The organism is Streptomyces sp. NPDC093064 (genome assembly GCF_044754605.1).
Taxonomy (GTDB): domain Bacteria; phylum Actinomycetota; class Actinomycetes; order Streptomycetales; family Streptomycetaceae; genus Streptomyces.
Window position 1 is genome coordinate 105609 of sequence record NZ_JBIVPK010000002.1, and the last position, 16875, is coordinate 122483.

Here is a 16875-nt window from a genome sequence, read left to right on the forward strand (position 1 = left end):
GGGGCCGGGGCGCGGACCCCGGGGCGCGGGCCCCGGGGTCGGAGGGCGGGGGTCAGTAGCCGCCGTTGTTGCCGATCGTGCCGAGCTCGCACATCGGCTGGGACAGGCACAGCAGGCTGCTCATCCTCGACTGGTGCACGGCCTTCGTGGAGTGCTTGTCGCCGCTGGTGTACCCGTACAGGTACATCTCGTGGTCCGGGGCCTTGCGGTACTTGCCCGACACGTAGAAGTCGCCGTTGCGGGCCAGCCGCGCGTCGTAGAACGCGCCGATGCCCGCCCGCTTCGGCCCGGACGTCGGGCAGAACGGGTCCGTGGCTTCGATCTGCGCGTGCACGGCACGGGTCTTGCCGTCGAAGCGCGTCTTCGTCCGGAAGTCGATGCCCTTCGTGGACGCCTTCCGTTTGTCCACCAGCTTGCCGGTCTTGGCGTTGTACACCTTCGTCCAGCCGGTCTCCGGGAAGAGCTCGTACGGCGACTTCTTCCAGTACACGATCCCGCGCAGGCCGGCCCGGAACGACGGGCCGGTCACCTTGCTGGAGAAGCCGTGGTTGTCGCCAGCGTACTTGTAGCCCTTGGTGTACTTGCAGCCCGACACCGAGCCCAGCTTGCTGGGCACGGTCGCCCACTGCTGCCGGATGAAGGACCGCCACACCACCGTCGTCTTGACGTAGCTCTTCGCCTTGGCCTCGATCTGCTGCGCCGTCCTGGCGAGCGTCGCGGTGTCGTCGGACCGCGGCACCGTCGCCGTCAGGCCCCAGGTGTGCCCGAGTCCACCGGCCTCACCGGTGATCCTGTAGTCGACCTGGCTGCCCGCCGCCACTCCCGTGTCGCGCAGGCTGTGACCAGGCGTGCCGGCGATCCTCACGCCGTTGCGGTACACCGTGTACCGGGCCGCGCCCAGGTCGGGCCAGGACAGGTCGACGAACCGCGACGAGGCCGCCCACGCCGCCCGCTCCGCCTTCACGGGAGAGGAGGCGAGCGTGATGTCGGCGACCACCTTCTGGCCGCCGGCCGCGAGGATCTGCGTGTCGGTGGCCTTGCCGATGTACGTCCGGACCGGCGCCACCCGGGCCACCGACGCGGCCAGGCCCGGCTTCGCCCCGCCGAACCGGCCGCTGTCCGCGTCGAGTACGAACACGGCGGCCTTGCCCGTGGACGCCACCCCCTTGGACGCTGCCGTGGACGAACCGTCCGCCTCCTGCGCGGAAGCGGACGTCAGTGACGACGCCAGCAGCACGGCGGGAATCGCCGTCACCGCCAGCACGCGCGGCACGGAGCGCTTCCCCTGCATGAAAACCCCGCTCCCGATCAAGACAGGCCCCACTCCTGCCGGCCTCGCTCCTTGTTCGACGGGCTGGAGTGCCACGCCTCCAGATACGGCTTCGAGCCCGACTTGGTGGAGTTCGAGGCGATCGCCTTGTTCTTCGACCGGCTGATGATGCGTGAACCGGACAGCACCCACTGGTGGTTCTTCGACGAGGGCTTGCAGGTGTACTGGACGATGCGGCTCTTGGAGTCCACCGTCAGGCACTTGCCGGACTTGTCGTTCTTGATGGTGAACACCGACTGGTTGCTGTACAGGCGCTTCAGCGTCCACCGCTGCGTCTTGTCGGTCTTGGCGCACTTGGCCACGATCAGCCGCGCGTTGTTCTTCGTGCTGCCGCCCATCGACAGGCACGTGTTGGGCGCCCACACCCGTTCGAGCCGGGTGTGCGCGTACGGGTCCTTCGCCTGCGGCGCGGCCTGGGCCGGAGCCGACACCACGGCCACCGTCCCGGTCACCACCGCGGCGAGCGCGAACGAACTGACTGCCTTGCGCATCGTTTCCCCCTGAACAGTCGATCTGCTTGCGCGACCGAACTTAGGCACGAACGACCGTCGCCACCACGTCCGTTGGGGAGGTGTCCAAAGAGGCAATGCCCGAAAGGACATGAACCCGGGCCGCGTCAACCGCGTCCGTGCCGATGCCCTAACGTTGCGCCCGACCCAGCCGCCCCTGCCCCGGGAAGACGACCCCGAGCATGCCCTCCACCCGCCGATCGCGGCCCGCACTGATCGCGGGAGTGTGCGTCGTCGCCGCCCTCACCGCCTACGCCTTCGCCGACACCGGTGCCGACGCCGGGATACGCCCCGCGAAGGCCTCCGGCGCCCCGCACTGCCACCGCATCACCGACGCCGCCCCCGCGTCCCTCGGCGGCCTTCCCCGCCGCGACAGCGACCTTCCCGGCATCGCCGTCTGGGGGGACCGCGACATCGTGCTGCGCTGCGGAGTCACCCCTCCCGGGCCAACCGGCGACCCGTGTTTCGCGGTCGACGGCGTGGACTGGGTCATCGACCTGGCCCAGTCCGCCGGCAGCAGGAAAGTCGTCGTCACCTACGGCCGCACCCCCGCCACCCAGGTGGTCTTCGACGGCGCGACGAAGACCGACGCCGCCTTGGTGAACCTCTCCAGGCTCGTCGTCCCCATCCCGCCGACGTCCCACTGCCTCGCGGCGGAGTGACCGGCCCTGTGCCCGTCCGGTGACGGACGGGCACAGAGCCTCCTCTGCACGGCCGTACTGCTGTACGGCTTGTACGACTGTGCAGTTGTGCCGCCATGCGGCTATGCGGCGGAGGACTGACGTCTCCGCCCCGGAACCGGAACCCTCGCCAGGTGCCGCGCGCACGCCGGATCCGGGCACAACGCGTCGTGGGCCAGAGCGGCGACGATCGCAGCCTGCGTCCGCGTCCGCTGACCGGTCTTGTCCACGATGTTCGCGATGTGCGCCTTCACCGTGCGCTCCGCGATCCCCAACTCCCGGGCCAACTCCCGGTTGCCCAAGCCCGTCCCGAGCAGCAGAAGCACTTCCCGCTCCCGCCCGGTCAGGCTCTCCAGCCTCCACACCCCGCACTCCGGATTGTGTCCCGTGCGCCGGTACGAGCAGGCCTGATCCACCACATCGGACCGTTTGGTCATGTCGGCCCTTCCTGACCCGGCTTCTCCCAGCAGACCCCCGTGGCCTGGTTGCGGCCGGACCGATCCCAACTTACCCATCGGTCACCTCGCGAGCACGCCCTTACCTAGGCCCCAACCTCCCTTTGTCCCATAGGCGTTCGGTCCTGGAAGGGGCTCTTGTCGCGACGCCTGAACAGCGGCATCGACAGGTGGAATGCCCTGTGTCAGCACCCGACCGGCCGACCACGCCCGCCGGGGCAAAGGTGCTGCAGATCACACGCCGTCACCTCACATCGGGTGGACACCGGCCTGGGACGCCTGCGCCTGCACCGCAGGCTGACGGAGTCCGCCCGGGAGTGGGAGCAACTGGACCGCGACCCGGGTGCCCTGTACCGGGGCACGCCTCTGCCGGCCACGCGGGAGGCCTTCCGTGACCCAACGGGGCCCTTCGTTGTGCGGCTCGTCAGCGGGTGACGAGTTCGGCTGTCGGTTGCCTCTCCGGTGTGGCGGGTGCGGCGACCGCGCGCGGGCCGGACAGCAGGTACGTCAGCGCGAAGCCCGCGCCGACGACGATCGCGCCGCCCACCGCGTCCAGCACCCAGTGGTTGCCGGTGGCGACGATGGCCGAGACCGTGAAGAGGGGGTGGAGGAGGCCCAGAGCCTTCATCCACCACTTGGGGGCGACGACTGCGATGACCACGCCGCACCACAGCGACCAGCCGAAGTGCAGGGACGGCATCGCGGCGTACTGGTTGGTCAGGGACGTCAGGGTGCCGTAGTCGGGCTGGGAGAAGTCCTGGACGCCGTGGACCGTGTCGATGATGCCGAGGGTCGGCATCAGGCGGGGCGGGGCCAGGGGGTACAGCCAGAAGCCGACCAGGGCCAGGACGGTGGCGAAGCCGAGGGCCGCGCGGGCCCAGCGGTAGTCGACCGGGCGGCGCCAGCACAGGACGCCGAGGACGGTCAGCGGGACGGCGAAGTGGAAGGACTCGTAGTAGAAGTCGAAGAAGTTCCGCAGCCAGCCGATCTTCACCACGGCGTGGTTGACCGCGTGCTCGATGTCAATGTGCAGGAAGCGCTCGAGGGAGAGGATCTCGTGACCGTGCTGCTCGGCACGGGCCCGGCCGCCGGAGATGCTGCTGCCCGTCGCCGCGAGGCGTACCTGCTGGTAGGCGGCGTAGGTGACACGTATGAGGAGCAGTTCGAGGAACAGGTTCGGGCGGGTGAGCACCCGGCGCAGGAAGGGGAGCAGGGGGACCCGTCGGAAGCGGGCCGGGACCGGGGGCGCGTACTCCGTCGGGACGGGTGAGGCGTAGTGCTCCGAGGTGCGGGACAGGAACGGCACGGCCGTCGCGGCGGCGAGGGCGGCCAGCAGGACGATGTTGTCCCGCAGCGGGTTCAGGGCCGCGATGTGCGGCAGCATCATCGTCGCCGGCAGCGTCATGACGAGGATGACGGCGACCGGCCAGACGTACCGGTCGGAGGCGCGGCGGCCGACCCGGCCGACGACCGCGAGGAGCACCCACAGCAGCTGGTGCTGCCAGGTGGTGGGCGACACGGCTATCGCCGCGCAGCCGGTGATCGCGACGGCGAGCAGGAGCTGGCCTTCGCGGGCGTAGCGCACGGCCCGGCGCAGGCCGAGCACCGCGACCGCCGCGCCCAGCAGCAGGAACAGGCCTGTCTCCAGCGGGCCGGTCAGGCCGAGCCGGAGCAGGGCGCCGTGCAGGGACTGGTTGGCGAGGGCGTCGGCGCGGCCGCCGAGGCCCACGCCCGCCATGTGGTGGACCCAGTAGGTGTAGGAGTCGTGCGGCATCGCGGCCCAGGCGAGCGCGGTGCACGCGGCGAACGTGACGGCGGTGGAGACGGCGGCCTGCCGGCGCCGGGTGAACCACAGCAGGGGCGCGAAGAGGAGCACCGTGGGCTGCAGCGCGGCCGCGAGGCCGATCAGCGCGCCCCCGGCCCGCTGTCCGCGTACGACGAAGCAGCCGAGCAGCACGAGCAGGACCGGGATGATGCTGGTCTGGCCGAGCCAGAGCGTGTTGCGCACCGGCAGCGACAGCATGAGCAGGCTGATCGCGACGGGCGCGGCCAGCAGTGAAGTGCGGCGGCCGACCGGATCGGGCAGGGCGCGGGCGGCGATCAGGCCCAGGGCGACCACCAGCAGCAGCGTGCCGAAGGTCCATCCCCAGCCGAGCGCCTGCTCGGCGGCCCTGGTCAGCGGCTTGAGCACGAGGCCGCCGAACGGGGTACCGGTGAACTGCGTCGAGTCGTACAGCGACCCCTTGACGTGCAGGACGCCGTTGGGTCCGACCCAGGTCTCCAGGTCGGTGAGCCGGCTGCCGCGCGGGGTGCCGAGGACGACGGCCACCTGCCGTATCGCGAGGATCCCGGCGATCAGCCACAGACCCAGGCGGGTCGCGTGCAGGCGTGCCGTGGCCGGGTCCGCCACCGCTCCGAACGCCGCCGCCGGCCCCCCACTGCGCTCCGCATTCGCCACGCCCTCTCGGCCTCCCGCCCCGTATGTCCCGCGCGCTCCCGCGCCGGGAACCCATTCGCCATTCCCGAGAGGCTCACACCTCCCCCGGAGAAGGACGCGGCTACCCCCGATTCACCTGGCGTCCGCTCGCCTTTTGTCAGGATGACGATAGTGCGCGGACGGTTCGGTTCCCCGGCCGGGGCGCGAGAAGGATCACAGTGCGGAGCGGGGAATCACGGTCCGTGCGGGGACTAAGTGCCTGCACATCGAACATTTAGGTGCAGTATGCATCGACGTGCGTACGGTGCGTAACGGACACGGACAGTCGTATGGTCGATTTTCGGCCTGCCCAGGTGGGCTGCTTTCGGCCCCCGCGTCAGCGCCGCCGCGCGGGCCTGGTCTCTGTCCCCGTCGAAAGGCAGGCGAGCGAAGCCTTGTCAGCTGTCACCGTCACCGCGCCACGGTCCGTCTCCCTCACCAAGAGCCGCCACACCACCGTCACCGACCCAGCGCTCGTCCGGCGCGCCGTGAAGGCCGCCGCGCTGGGCAACGCCATGGAGTGGTTCGACTTCGGTGTCTACAGCTACATCGCGGTGACGCTGGGCAAGGTCTTCTTCCCCTCCGGCAACCCGACGGCGCAGTTGCTCTCCACGTTCGGCGCCTTCGCCGCGGCCTTCCTGGTCCGCCCGTTCGGCGGCATGGTCTTCGGCCCGCTGGGCGACCGCATCGGCCGCCAGAAGGTGCTGGCCTTCACCATGATCATGATGGCCGTGGGCACCTTCGCGATCGGCCTGATCCCGTCCTACGCGACAATCGGCGTCGGAGCGCCGCTGCTGCTGCTCGTGGCCCGGCTGGTGCAGGGCTTCTCCACCGGCGGCGAGTACGCGGGGGCGTCCACCTTCATCGCCGAGTTCGCCCCGGACAAGCGGCGCGGCTTCCTCGGCAGCTGGCTGGAGTTCGGCACCCTGGCCGGTTACATCGGCGGCGCGGGCCTGGTCACCCTGATGACGGCCCTGCTGTCCTCCGACCAGATGACCTCCTGGGGCTGGCGGATCCCGTTCCTGATCGCGGGCCCCATGGGCATCATCGGCCTCTACCTGCGGATGCGCCTGGAGGAGACCCCGGCGTTCGCGGCCGAGGCGGAGAAGTGCGAGTCGAACCGCCCGAAGGTGCCGCTGCGCGAGATGATCGTCGGCCAGTGGAAGGCGATGCTGCTGTGCGTGGGCCTCGTGCTGATCTTCAACGTCACCGACTACATGCTGCTGTCGTACATGCCGAGCTATCTGACCAGCGTGCTCAAGTACGACGAGACGCACGGTCTGGTCGTCGTGCTCGGCGTGATGGCCCTGATGATGATCGTCCAGCCGTTCGCGGGCGCGCTGACCGACCGCATCGGACGCCGTCCGGTGATCGCCGCCGGCTGTGCGGGCTTCCTGTTCCTGTCGATCCCCGCGCTGCTTCTGATCCGCCAGGGCAGCCTGGCGGCGGTCGGCCTGGGCATGGCCGCCCTGGGCCTGCTCCTGGTCTGCTTCACGGCCGCGATGCCGTCCGCCCTGCCGGCGCTGTTCCCGACCCGGGTCCGCTACGGCTCGCTGTCGATCGGCTTCAACGTCTCCGTCTCGCTGTTCGGCGGGACGACCCCACTGGTGGTCACCGCCCTGATCGGCGCGACCGGCAACCTGATGATGCCCGCCTACTACATGATGGCGGCCTCGCTGATCGGCGGCGTGGCCGTCTGGTTCATGGCGGAGTCCGCGGGCCGGCCACTGCCGGGGTCGGCGCCGTCGGTGGAGGCGTAAGCCCCCTCCTTCCGGCCGCCCGGCCCACTCGACTTCCCACCGCCGCCCCGGCTCCTGCCGGGGCGGCGGTGCCGTTGCGTCCCGAAGGCGGCTGACCTTGCAGCCCGGCGGCTGCCGCTGCAACCCGAGGGCCGCTGTCGTCACGGCCCTCAGGCAGCCCGGACCCACGGGCCGCCCCCGAACGACTGACATTGCCTGACACCACCACCGCACCCGGCTATATTCGTTAGCCCGGCTAGTTAGAGAATCTAACTAGACATACGAAAGGCTTGGTGCATGAGCGACTCGCAGCTGTGGGACGACGTGGACGCCTACTTCACCACTCTGCTCTCCCCGGAGGACGAACCCCTTCAGGCCGCGCTGCGCGACAGCGACGCGGAGGGACTGCCGCACATCAACGTCACCCCGAACCAGGGCAAGCTGCTGCACCTCCTCGCCCAGGTCCAGGGCGCCCACGCCATCCTGGAGATCGGCACGCTCGGCGGCTACAGCACCATCTGGCTGGGCCGCGCGCTGCCCGCCGACGGACTGCTGATCTCCCTCGAGTACGACCCGCGCCACGCCGACGTGGCCCGCCGCAACATCGCGCGCGCCGGTCTGGACCGGGTCGCCGAGGTGCGGGTGGGTCCGGCCCTGGAGTCGCTGCCCCAGCTCGCCGACGAGAACCCGCCGCCCTTCGACCTGGTCTTCATCGACGCCGACAAGGCCAACAACCAGCACTACGTGGAGTGGGCCCTGCGCCTGACCCGCACCGGCAGCCTGATCATCCTGGACAACGTCGTACGCGGCGGCCACGTCACCGACCCCACCAGCACCGACCCGAGCGTGCTCGGTACCCGGGCCGCCCTCGAACTCATCGCCGAACACCCCAGACTGGACGGCACGGCGATCCAGACGGTCGGCACCAAGGGCCACGACGGCTTCGCGCTGGCGCGGGTGCTGGATTGAGCGGCCGAAGCGACCGGCCGCCCTTCCGTCACCCGCGCGGTGCTCATACCTCGTGGAAGAACCCGACGTTGACGCTGCGCGGACTCGTACGGTCCTGCACGACGATCTCGCCGGATCCGCCCCGGGGCAGCGCGACGGTCCCGCCGTAGGCGAGCGGCTGGGTGTGCTCACCGATGGTCAGCCGGACCTCGGACGACGGCTCCGGCTGGGAGCCGCGCAGCCAGGTGACCTGCCAGGTGCCGTCGGCCGCGCACTGGAAGTCCAGGTGGACTCGGGAGACGAACAGCCAGTCGTCGGGCGTCACCAGGCGGCAGACGGCCGGGTCCCGGCCCATCCGCAGCGCGGCACCCGGCTCGCTGGGAGCGTCGGCCATGAGCATCCCGGCCGTGGCGCCCGCGTCCGTCCCGGAGACGGAGGCCATGGTCAGTTCGAGCACGTGGGTTCCCCCTGAGACGTCCTTCGCGCGGCGGCCGGATTGCCGTACCTCCGCCGCATGATAAAACGCCCGGCCCTGCCGCGTCCGGCACAATGAACCCATGACCGAGCGAAAGCCACCTGGTGTCGCGTTCGGCTCCTGGGTCGACAAGCAGATCCGCGACGCGCAGGGACGCGGAGAGTTCGACCGCCTGCCGGGCGCGGGAAAGCCGCTGCCGGACGACATGACGTACGACGAGCTGTGGTGGGTCAAACGGAAGATGGCCCGCGAGGGCCTGTCCTACCTGCCGCCGTCGCTCGCACTGCGCAAGCAGGCCGAGGACGCGCTCGCGGCGGCCCTCGCGGCCCCCTCGGAACGGATCGTCCGCGCCGTCATCGCGGACATCAACACCAAGATCCTCGACATGATGCTGAAACCTCCACCGGGCCCACCACTGGGCCTGAAGCGGTACGACGTCGAGGAGATCGTCCAGGAGTGGCGAAGGCGACGGGGGACGGCCGAGTAGGCCCTGACGCCCGACAGGTCTCCCGGCCCCGTGGGCACGTGGGGCGTCCGGTGCGCGCTTTAACCGGTTGCGCCCGCCGCCCTCCACGTCCCCACAATGTCGGTCGTGACCTGGACCATCGCACCCGAGCCCTTCAACTCCCCCGCGGCTGCGGCGCTGTGGCGCGCGTACTACACGGAGGTCAGCGACCGCTGGTACCTGCTGCACAAGGGGCGCCGCACCGACCCCGACGAGCTGGAGCGGGAGATCGCCGCCACCACGGGCGCCGAACTCGCCCCGCCCGCCGGACAGTTGCTCCTCGCACGGTACGACGGCACCCCGGCCGGCACCGCCGGCGTACGGCTGCTGGACGCGGAGCGGGCCGAACTCACCCGGGTGTTCCTGCGCGAGGAGATGCGGGGCAAGGGCGGCGCCGCAGTACTGGTCGCCGCGGCCGAGGACGCCGCCCGCGCACTCGGCGCCCGGCGGATGATCCTGGACACCCGCAGCGACCTCGTGGAGGCCCGCACCCTGTACGCCCGGCTCGGCTACACGGAGAACGGACGACACAACGACGACCCGTACGCCGAGCACTGGTTCGGCAAAGCCCTGCGCTGACCCTCCATCCCCCGAAGGCAAAGAGCTGCCCCAACCCCCCATGACTAACGGATATCACCGGCCGACGTCTCACATCGGGCGGGGAGCCGGCCGCCGGTCGTCGTGCGGCCGCTCCCGGTCCGGCCGCTCCCGGTCGGACCCGCACAGCTCCCCCGTCAGCTCCTTCACCAGTTGCACCAGGCCGGTCGGCCGGTCCGGCCCCCACCAGTCGCCGAGCAGCCCGGCGAGCGACTCCTCCCGGGCGTGCGCCAGACGCTCGGCGACCTCCAGGCCGCCCTCGGTCAGTACGAGGTCCACGCCGCGACGCTCGCCCAGGTGCCGTTCCTCGACCTGGCGGGTGGCCCCGATGATCACGCTCAGCGGGATGGTGGTGCGCTCGGCCAACAGGGCGGGCTCCACCCAGCCGTACTTCTTCATCCGCAGCACCAGCCAGCTCGCCGCGGGGTCGAGGTCGTAGCCCGCTCGCTCGGTGATCTCCCGGTAGATCTCGCGCCGCCCCTCGCGGGTGCCCAGCACGGACAGCGCCCGGCACACCTCGTCGTACGAGGACCGCTCGACCGGGTTGGTCGCGTACGTCTCCGTGACGTCGGGGGCCGTGACCGAGCCGCGCAGCCGGTCCTCCTTCAGGAACCAGGCCAGCACGAAGCCGAGGAGGGCGACCGGGGCGGCGTAGAGGAAGACGTCGGTGATCGCGGACGCGTACGCGTGCAGGGCCGCCGGGCGCAGCGTGACCGGCAGGGCGGCGATGCCGCGCGGATCGGACTGCAGCGTGTTCGCCGACACCCCCGGCGGCAGCGGCACGCCGGTGAAGGCGGCGGTCAGTTTCTCGCCGAGGCGGCCGGCGAAGACCGTGCCGAAGATGGCCACGCCGAAGGAGGCGCCGATGGAGCGGAAGAAGGTGGCGCCGGAAGTGGCGACGCCCAGGTCCTCGTAGCTGACGGCGTTCTGCACGATGAGGACGAGCACCTGCATGACGAGACCGAGGCCCACGCCGAAGACGAAGAAGCAGGCGCTCATCACGGCCGTCGAGCTGTGCTCGTCGAGCTGGTGCAGCAGGAGCAGGCCGATCGCGGTGACGGCGGTGCCCACGACGGGGAACACCTTCCAGCGGCCGGTGCGGCTGACGATCTGCCCGGACCCGGTGGAGGCCGACAGCATGCCGACCACCATCGGGAGCATGTGCACCCCGGACAGCGTCGGCGAGATGCCCCGGACGACCTGGAGGAACGTCGGCAGGTAGGTCATCGCGCCGAACATGGCGAAGCCGACGATGAAGCTGATGACCGCGGAGAGGGAGAACGTACGGATGCGGAACAGCTTGAGCGGCAGCACGGGCTCGGCCGCCCTTCCCTCCACGGCCAGGAAGGCGAGGACGAGCGCGACGCCGACCACCGCCAGGCCGATGATCTGCGGCGAACCCCAGTCCCAGGTGGTGCCGCCGAGCGAGGCGACCAGCACCAGACAGGTGGCGACCGAGGCGATGAGGAGGGTGCCGAGGTAGTCGATGACGTGCCGCTGCGACCGGTGCGGGATGCGCAGGGCGGCCGCGATCACGGCGAGGGCGACCATGCCGACGGGCAGGTTGACGTAGAACACCCAGCGCCAGCTCAGGTGCTGGGTGAACAGCCCGCCGAGCAGCGGCCCGAGCACACTGGTCGTGCCGAACACGGCACCGAACAGGCCCTGGTAGCGGCCGCGTTCGCGGGGCGAGACGACATCGCCGACGATCGCCATCGACAGCACCATCAGCCCGCCGCCGCCCAGGCCCTGCAACGCCCGGAACCCGATCAGCTCGGGCATGTTCCGCGCCATGCCGCACAGCGCGGAACCGATCAGGAAGATCACGATCGCGGCCTGGAAGAGCTTCTTGCGCCCGTACTGGTCACCGAGCTTGCCCCACAGCGGAGTAGCGGCGGTCGACGCCAGCAGATACGCCGTGACCACCCAGGACAGATGCTCCAGGCCGCCGAGGTCGCTGACGATGGTGGGCAGTGCGGTCGACACGATGGTCTGGTCGAGCGCGGCCAGCAGCATGCCGAGGAGCAGCGCGCCGATCGAGACGAGGACGTTGCCCGACACCTGCTCGGGCGGGGCCGCGGGGTCGCCGGGCGGGGGCTGGGGGGCTTGTGGGGGCTGCGGCGAGTATGGCGACTGCGGGGGCTGCGGCGACGCGGGCATGACCGACGACGGCCGGTCGCCGTCCGGGACGTCGCCCGTCGTCCCCGTCATGCCGGTCCTGCCGTGCCCATCGCCGGCCATGAAGTCCTCCCGACGCTCTCGTGACATCTCCCATCGTCATCGGAGTGTCCCGTTATGGCCTGTTGAGTCCTCCCGGAAGCCGCCATTCCGGGGGGCCTTCAGGGAGAAGGTGTGTGGAGGATCTGCATAATCCTTGGAGTTCGTACGGGAGGGGACCGACGCGTGGAAGAGCGGAAGGGGCATGCCTGCCCCGAATGCGGGGTGCCCCGGGGCACGGACAACACCCCGTCCTGCGCCTGCGGAAGCCGGGCGTCCGACGCTCTCCGCGACGCCCGAACGGCCGAAGCCGCGGCAGCGGAGGACTTCAATCCACTGCGGATTCGGCCGTACGTGGACATCGGCGAAACACCGGCGGAGGGCGGCGCGCTGACCGGGGGCGGCGCCCTGGCAGGTGACGGCACCCCGACGGAGGGCGGCACCCCGGCAGGGGGCGGCGCGCTGGCAGGGGGCACCCCGACAGGAAGCGTCCCGGCAGGGGGCACCACCATGCCGGGGGGCACCCCGACAGGAAGCGTCCCGGCAGGGGGCACCACCATGCCGGGGGGCGCCCCGGCTGGGGACGGCGGCCCAGCAGGGGACGGCGGGGTCGCAGGGACCGGCGGGGCCGCTGACGCGACCGGAGCCGCCGGGGTCGTTGGGGCCACCGGAGCCGCCGGCGTCACTGGAGACGCCGGGACCACCGGGATCGCCGGATCCGTCGGAGACGCCCGGGTTGCTGGAGTCGGCGGAGATGCCAGGGCCGCCCAAGCCGCCGGAGCCACCGGGTCTTCCGGAGTCATCGGACCCACTGGGGCCGCCGAGACCGCAGGGGCCGCCCCTGGGGCCACCGGGGAGGAGCCACGACCCCCCTCCCCCGCGGAGGCCACGATGGCGCTGCGTGCCCTCCCCTCAGAGGCCGCGTCGGCACGGCAGGCCGCCCAGGCTGATGCGCCGACAGGTCAGCAGGGCGGCCCCACCGAGTCCTCGACGACACAACCGGGCACCTCCACCCAGCCGTCGACGACACAGCAGGGAACCCCCGCCCAACCCTCGACGACACAGCAGGGAACCCCCGCCGAGTCCACGATGGCGCTGCGGGCCATCCCCGCGCAGCCGCCGACCCGCACCACCCCACCCGGCCTGTTCGCACCGCCACCGGGCGAACCGAGCGCGGCCGACGTGAGCATGTTCGACACGGCGACGAAGGCGGACCCGGCCGCCACCCCGGGGCCGATCGCCGGCACGGGGGGTCCCAAGAGCCGGGCGGGCAGCCACCGCGGCGGCCGGCGGACCCGCCCCGCCGTCGTACTCGCCGCGTGCGCGGTCGTGGTCACGATCGTGGCGGGCGCCGGGTTCGCGAGCGGGCTGTTCTCCTACGAGTCGCCGGAGCGGGACCACGCCTCCCGCCAGGTACGGGAGAGCGTGCCGGACGCGTGGGTGGAGACACCCACGGCCTCCGCGCCGACGGCCGCCGCACCGTCGTACGCGTGGTCGTCGACACCGACGACGACGAGCGAGTCGCCGTCGCCCGGCGCGAACGCCTCGCCGTCCGCGTCGGCCTCGGAGTCGGAGTCGGGGATGGCGGAGCCGACGCCGTCCGGATCGCAGGAGGGGAACGTCACCGGCACGGGGTCGGAGCCGGCCGGGCCGACGCAGACCCCGACGACGATGCGCGCCAGCGCCCCGGCGGCCCCCGCCCCGGTACTGCGCCGCGGCGACCAGGGCTCCGAGGTGACGGAACTCCAGTTGCGGCTCGCCCAGTTGTTCCTCTACCCGGGGAAGGCGGACGGCGTCTTCGGCCGCCGGCTGGAGAAGTCCGTGCGCGCGTACCAGTGGTCCCGCGGTATCGACGCCGATGAACTCGGGGTGTACGGACCGGCGACGAGGGCGCGCCTGGAGTCGGAGACAACGGCGCCCTGAGCCGGGGGGCGGGTTGCTGTCAGGCTGACGCCGGCACCCGCGCATGACCCGCGTGGGAACCGGCGCCCCCGGGCGTCCCGGTGCCGCCGCTAGGCCACGTGCAGCCGGACGTTCCCGTCGCCCACGGCCTCGACCCGTACTCGGGTCAGGTCCGGGACGACCGCGTCCGGCCGGTGGAACCCGGCGCGCGGGCCGACGCCGATCACCCGCATGCCCGCGGCGCGGCCGGCCGCGATCCCCGCTCCGGAGTCCTCGAAGACGACGCAGTCGGCGGGCGCGACACCCAGTTCGGCGGCGCCCTTCAGGAAGCCCTCGGGGTCGGGCTTGCTCGCCCCGACGGACTCGGCGGTGACGCGTACGTCGGGCAGGGACAGGCCGGCGGCGGCCATCCGGGCCGTGGACAGGGCCACGTCGGCCGAGGTCACGAGGGCGTGCGGCACCTCGCGCAGCCCCGCGAGGAACTCCGCCGCCCCGGGGATCGGGATCACGCCGTCCATGTCCGAGGTCTCCTCGGCGAGCATGCGCGCGTTGTCGGCGAGGTTCTGCTCCTTGGGCCGGTCCGGCAGCAGCAGTGCCATCGAGGCGTGCCCCTGGCGGCCGTGGACGACCTTCATCACCTCGTCACCGTCCAGCCCGTGGCGGTCGGCCCAGCGGCGCCAGATCCGCTCGACGACGGCGTCGGAATTGACGAGGGTGCCGTCCATGTCCAGCAGGAGGGCGCGGGCGGTGAACACGGCGGTGGCCGTCATCGGCAACTCCAAGACACAGCGAAGGGGGCGTGGGAGCACGCCCCGAAGAAACAAGGCGGCCCCGTCCGCCGGTCAGGGAAAGCGGACGGGAGCCACTTTGTTTCTCCACGGTACAAAACATCCGGGCATCTGGCCACCGCACTCCCGGAGCCGGGAACGAAGCGGCCGAGCAAAGCGGGGGGCGCAGGGGGCGAAGCCCCAGTCCCGACCCCTCCTCCCACCGAGACGGGTGGGCGGGTGGGAAACCGGGGGATGCAGGGGGCAGAGCCCCCGCCGGGGCCTGGGGCGGAGCCCCAGACCGGGACCCTCACCCCACCGAGACGGGCGGTGGGTGGGCAAAGCGAGCCCGCTGAGGGCAGCACCCCCACCTGGCTCCGGGGCGGAGCCCAGGGCGGAGCCCCCGTCACGCCACCGCCTCCCACAGGCTCCACACCCCCAACCCCGCCATCAGCAACGCCGCAACCTTCGTGATCAACGCCAGCGGCACCCGCCGCATCAACGCCTTGCCGCCCACGATGCCCAGCCCCGCCACCGCCCACAGCGCCAGCACCGCCCCCAGCCCCACCGACAGCGGATCGTCGTAACGAGCGGCAAGGTTCGCCGTCATGATCTGCGTGAGGTCACCGAACTCCGCGACCAGGATGAGCATGAACCCCGTCCCCGCGACCTTCCAGAAGGACTGGTCCTCGGGCCGCCGGACGTCCTCCTCACCGTCGTCCTTCTTCAGCAGCAGCATGGCCGCGCCACCGAGGAACAGCACGCCCGTCAGCGCGTGCACGATCCGCTGCGGCAGAAGCGTCAGCACGCTGCCGGCCGCCACGGCCAGCACCACGTGCAGCAGAAACGCGGCGGCGACGCCGGCGAAGACGTACGAGGCCCGGTAACGCGTACCGAGGACGAGCCCCGCGAGTGCCGTCTTGTCCGGCAGCTCCGCGAGGAAGACGACGCCGAAGACGAGCGCCAGGACGCTGAAGGTGATCACTGTTCCTCAATCGGTCGGGGCCACCCCGCCGAGAGTGCTGCGACTGGTGCGACAAGACGCCTCGGCAGGGCAGCACACGGTTCACCCCTGCCGTACGGCACGGGCGTGCACTGCTTACCGAAGGTCTCGCTGGCCGACCTCGCTCACGAGGTCCGCCTCCGGGCGCCGGCTCAGCCGAGCTGAGCAGTATGTCGACGGTCCGGCGAAGAGCTACTCCCCTTCCGCGCCCCCATCGTACGCGACCGCCCGCACGACCCGGTCGGCATCGAGATCCACATCACAGCGAACGGCAAGTCCAGCCGCACCTCTTGCTGTGTCATGCACACGTCACTAACTTCTCACCTCACACTCACCCGCCCGCAACACTGCGCGGCGAGCATTCCCTCGCTTCCCCTGCTCACCCAACGTCCCTCACCCCCAAGGGAGTTCGCATGTCCCGCAGGTTCAAGTTCTACGCGCGTCAACGCCTCAGCATAGTCGCGGCCATCACCGGACTCATAGCCTCCATAGGCCTGTTGAACGGCCCGACCGCCTCCGCGGCCCTCCCCACCCCCGTCAGCGCGGCCACCGCCCGCACCTACCTCGCCTCGCTCACCGTCGCGACGCCGAACCACACCGGCTACGATCGCACCCTCTTCCCGCACTGGATCACCATCAGCGGCAAGTGCGACACCCGCGAGACGGTCCTCCAGCGGGACGGCTCGAACGTCGTCACCGACGCCAACTGCGCGGCCACCAGCGGCAGCTGGAAGTCGGCGTACGACGGCGTCACCTTCACCGTCTCCTCCAGCCTCGACATCGATCACCTCGTTCCGCTCTCCGAGGCCTGGGACTCCGGCGCGAGCAAGTGGACCACCGCCCAGCGCCAGGCGTTCGCCAACGACCTGACCCGCCCCCAGCTGATCGCCGTGTCGGCCAGCTCCAACCGCTCGAAGGGCGACAAGGACCCGGCGCAGTGGATGCCGACCCAGACGTCGTACCACTGCACCTACGTCCGCGCCTGGGTGCAGGTGAAGTACTACTACAACCTCTCCGTCGACTCGGCCGAGAAGAGCGCGCTCCAGAACTACCTCGCCGCCTGCTGATCCCCCGGCTCTCCCCACCCGCCTCCGTCGCCCCGTACCGCCGCCGTGCCGGGGCGACGGAGGCCGGCCGGACAGACGCCGGGACCTCGGTAATCACATCAACCCCCAGTGAAACTTCTGTCACACTTCGGCGTACGCTGTATGGCTGTTCAAGGCCGCTCCTGCCGCTCCCGCGCGACACCGCGGCACGGTCCGCGGCTCACGG

Annotated in this window: 15 protein-coding genes; 7 read left to right on the forward strand and 8 right to left on the reverse strand. The window is 71.3% G+C overall.

Annotated features, from left to right (window positions below; genetic code table 11):
- Positions 1 to 52: 52 nt before the first annotated feature.
- Together ACIQFZ_RS03405 and ACIQFZ_RS03410 are read right to left on the reverse strand one after the other, a co-directional pair.
- Entirely contained in the window at positions 53 to 1291 is a 1239-nt protein-coding gene (locus ACIQFZ_RS03405; RefSeq protein ID WP_383057557.1) for a hypothetical protein, read from the reverse strand.
- Positions 1292 to 1308: 17 nt separating this feature from the next.
- Entirely contained in the window at positions 1309 to 1821 is a 513-nt protein-coding gene (locus ACIQFZ_RS03410; RefSeq protein ID WP_365775819.1) for an RICIN domain-containing protein, read from the reverse strand.
- 200 nt (positions 1822 to 2021) lie between these two features.
- Here ACIQFZ_RS03410 and ACIQFZ_RS03415 point away from each other — a divergent pair, with 200 nt between their 5' ends.
- The gene (locus ACIQFZ_RS03415) at positions 2022 to 2501 is read left to right on the forward strand and encodes a DUF3515 family protein (protein WP_365418120.1); all 480 of its coding nucleotides are present in this window, start codon (positions 2022 to 2024) and stop codon (positions 2499 to 2501) included.
- 101 nt (positions 2502 to 2602) lie between these two features.
- Here ACIQFZ_RS03415 and ACIQFZ_RS03420 read toward each other — a convergent pair whose 3' ends face one another.
- Together ACIQFZ_RS03420 and ACIQFZ_RS03425 are read right to left on the reverse strand one after the other, a co-directional pair.
- Entirely contained in the window at positions 2603 to 2956 is a 354-nt protein-coding gene (locus tag ACIQFZ_RS03420; RefSeq protein WP_383057558.1) for a LuxR C-terminal-related transcriptional regulator, read from the reverse strand.
- 442 nt (positions 2957 to 3398) lie between these two features.
- Positions 3399 to 5432: a bifunctional glycosyltransferase 87/phosphatase PAP2 family protein gene (locus tag ACIQFZ_RS03425; protein WP_402690505.1), complete on the reverse strand. Its 2034-nt coding sequence runs from the start codon at positions 5430 to 5432 to the stop codon at positions 3399 to 3401.
- A gap of 413 nt (positions 5433 to 5845) precedes the next feature.
- Here ACIQFZ_RS03425 and ACIQFZ_RS03430 point away from each other — a divergent pair, with 413 nt between their 5' ends.
- Both ACIQFZ_RS03430 and ACIQFZ_RS03435 read left to right on the forward strand, forming a co-directional pair.
- Positions 5846 to 7210, forward strand: a complete 1365-nt coding sequence (locus ACIQFZ_RS03430; RefSeq protein WP_365418129.1) for an MFS transporter — start codon at positions 5846 to 5848, stop codon at positions 7208 to 7210.
- Between the two features lie 276 nt (positions 7211 to 7486).
- Positions 7487 to 8158 (forward strand): O-methyltransferase, encoded by a 672-nt coding sequence (locus ACIQFZ_RS03435; RefSeq protein WP_383057562.1) that lies wholly within the window; start codon positions 7487 to 7489, stop codon positions 8156 to 8158.
- A 43-nt stretch (positions 8159 to 8201) separates the two neighbouring features.
- On the opposite strand, the gene ACIQFZ_RS03440 is transcribed toward ACIQFZ_RS03435, so the two are convergent.
- Entirely contained in the window at positions 8202 to 8594 is a 393-nt protein-coding gene (locus tag ACIQFZ_RS03440; RefSeq protein ID WP_402690506.1) for a hypothetical protein, read from the reverse strand.
- 100 nt (positions 8595 to 8694) lie between these two features.
- Here ACIQFZ_RS03440 and ACIQFZ_RS03445 point away from each other — a divergent pair, with 100 nt between their 5' ends.
- Both ACIQFZ_RS03445 and ACIQFZ_RS03450 read left to right on the forward strand, forming a co-directional pair.
- A complete protein-coding gene (locus ACIQFZ_RS03445; RefSeq protein ID WP_365418135.1) occupies positions 8695 to 9099 on the forward strand; it encodes a DUF1992 domain-containing protein in 405 nt (134 codons plus the stop codon).
- 96 nt (positions 9100 to 9195) lie between these two features.
- The gene (locus tag ACIQFZ_RS03450) at positions 9196 to 9696 is read left to right on the forward strand and encodes a GNAT family N-acetyltransferase (protein WP_402690507.1); all 501 of its coding nucleotides are present in this window, start codon (positions 9196 to 9198) and stop codon (positions 9694 to 9696) included.
- A 69-nt stretch (positions 9697 to 9765) separates the two neighbouring features.
- Here the strand turns inward: ACIQFZ_RS03450 and ACIQFZ_RS03455 are convergent, their stop codons facing one another.
- On the reverse strand, positions 9766 to 11982 hold the full coding sequence (locus ACIQFZ_RS03455) for an MDR family MFS transporter (RefSeq protein ID WP_402690508.1): 2217 nt from the start codon (positions 11980 to 11982) through the stop codon (positions 9766 to 9768).
- Positions 11983 to 12822: 840 nt separating this feature from the next.
- Between ACIQFZ_RS03455 and ACIQFZ_RS03460 the strand changes: the two genes are divergently transcribed.
- On the forward strand, positions 12823 to 13854 hold the full coding sequence (locus ACIQFZ_RS03460; protein WP_402690509.1) for a peptidoglycan-binding protein: 1032 nt from the start codon (positions 12823 to 12825) through the stop codon (positions 13852 to 13854).
- Between the two features lie 89 nt (positions 13855 to 13943).
- Here ACIQFZ_RS03460 and ACIQFZ_RS03465 read toward each other — a convergent pair whose 3' ends face one another.
- Entirely contained in the window at positions 13944 to 14603 is a 660-nt protein-coding gene (locus ACIQFZ_RS03465; RefSeq protein ID WP_361408948.1) for an HAD-IA family hydrolase, read from the reverse strand.
- A 403-nt stretch (positions 14604 to 15006) separates the two neighbouring features.
- On the reverse strand, positions 15007 to 15585 hold the full coding sequence (locus tag ACIQFZ_RS03470) for a TMEM165/GDT1 family protein (RefSeq protein ID WP_141361291.1): 579 nt from the start codon (positions 15583 to 15585) through the stop codon (positions 15007 to 15009).
- Between the two features lie 431 nt (positions 15586 to 16016).
- Between ACIQFZ_RS03470 and ACIQFZ_RS03475 the strand changes: the two genes are divergently transcribed.
- Positions 16017 to 16670 (forward strand): HNH endonuclease family protein, encoded by a 654-nt coding sequence (locus tag ACIQFZ_RS03475; RefSeq protein WP_365434024.1) that lies wholly within the window; start codon positions 16017 to 16019, stop codon positions 16668 to 16670.
- Positions 16671 to 16875: the final 205 nt, after the last annotated feature.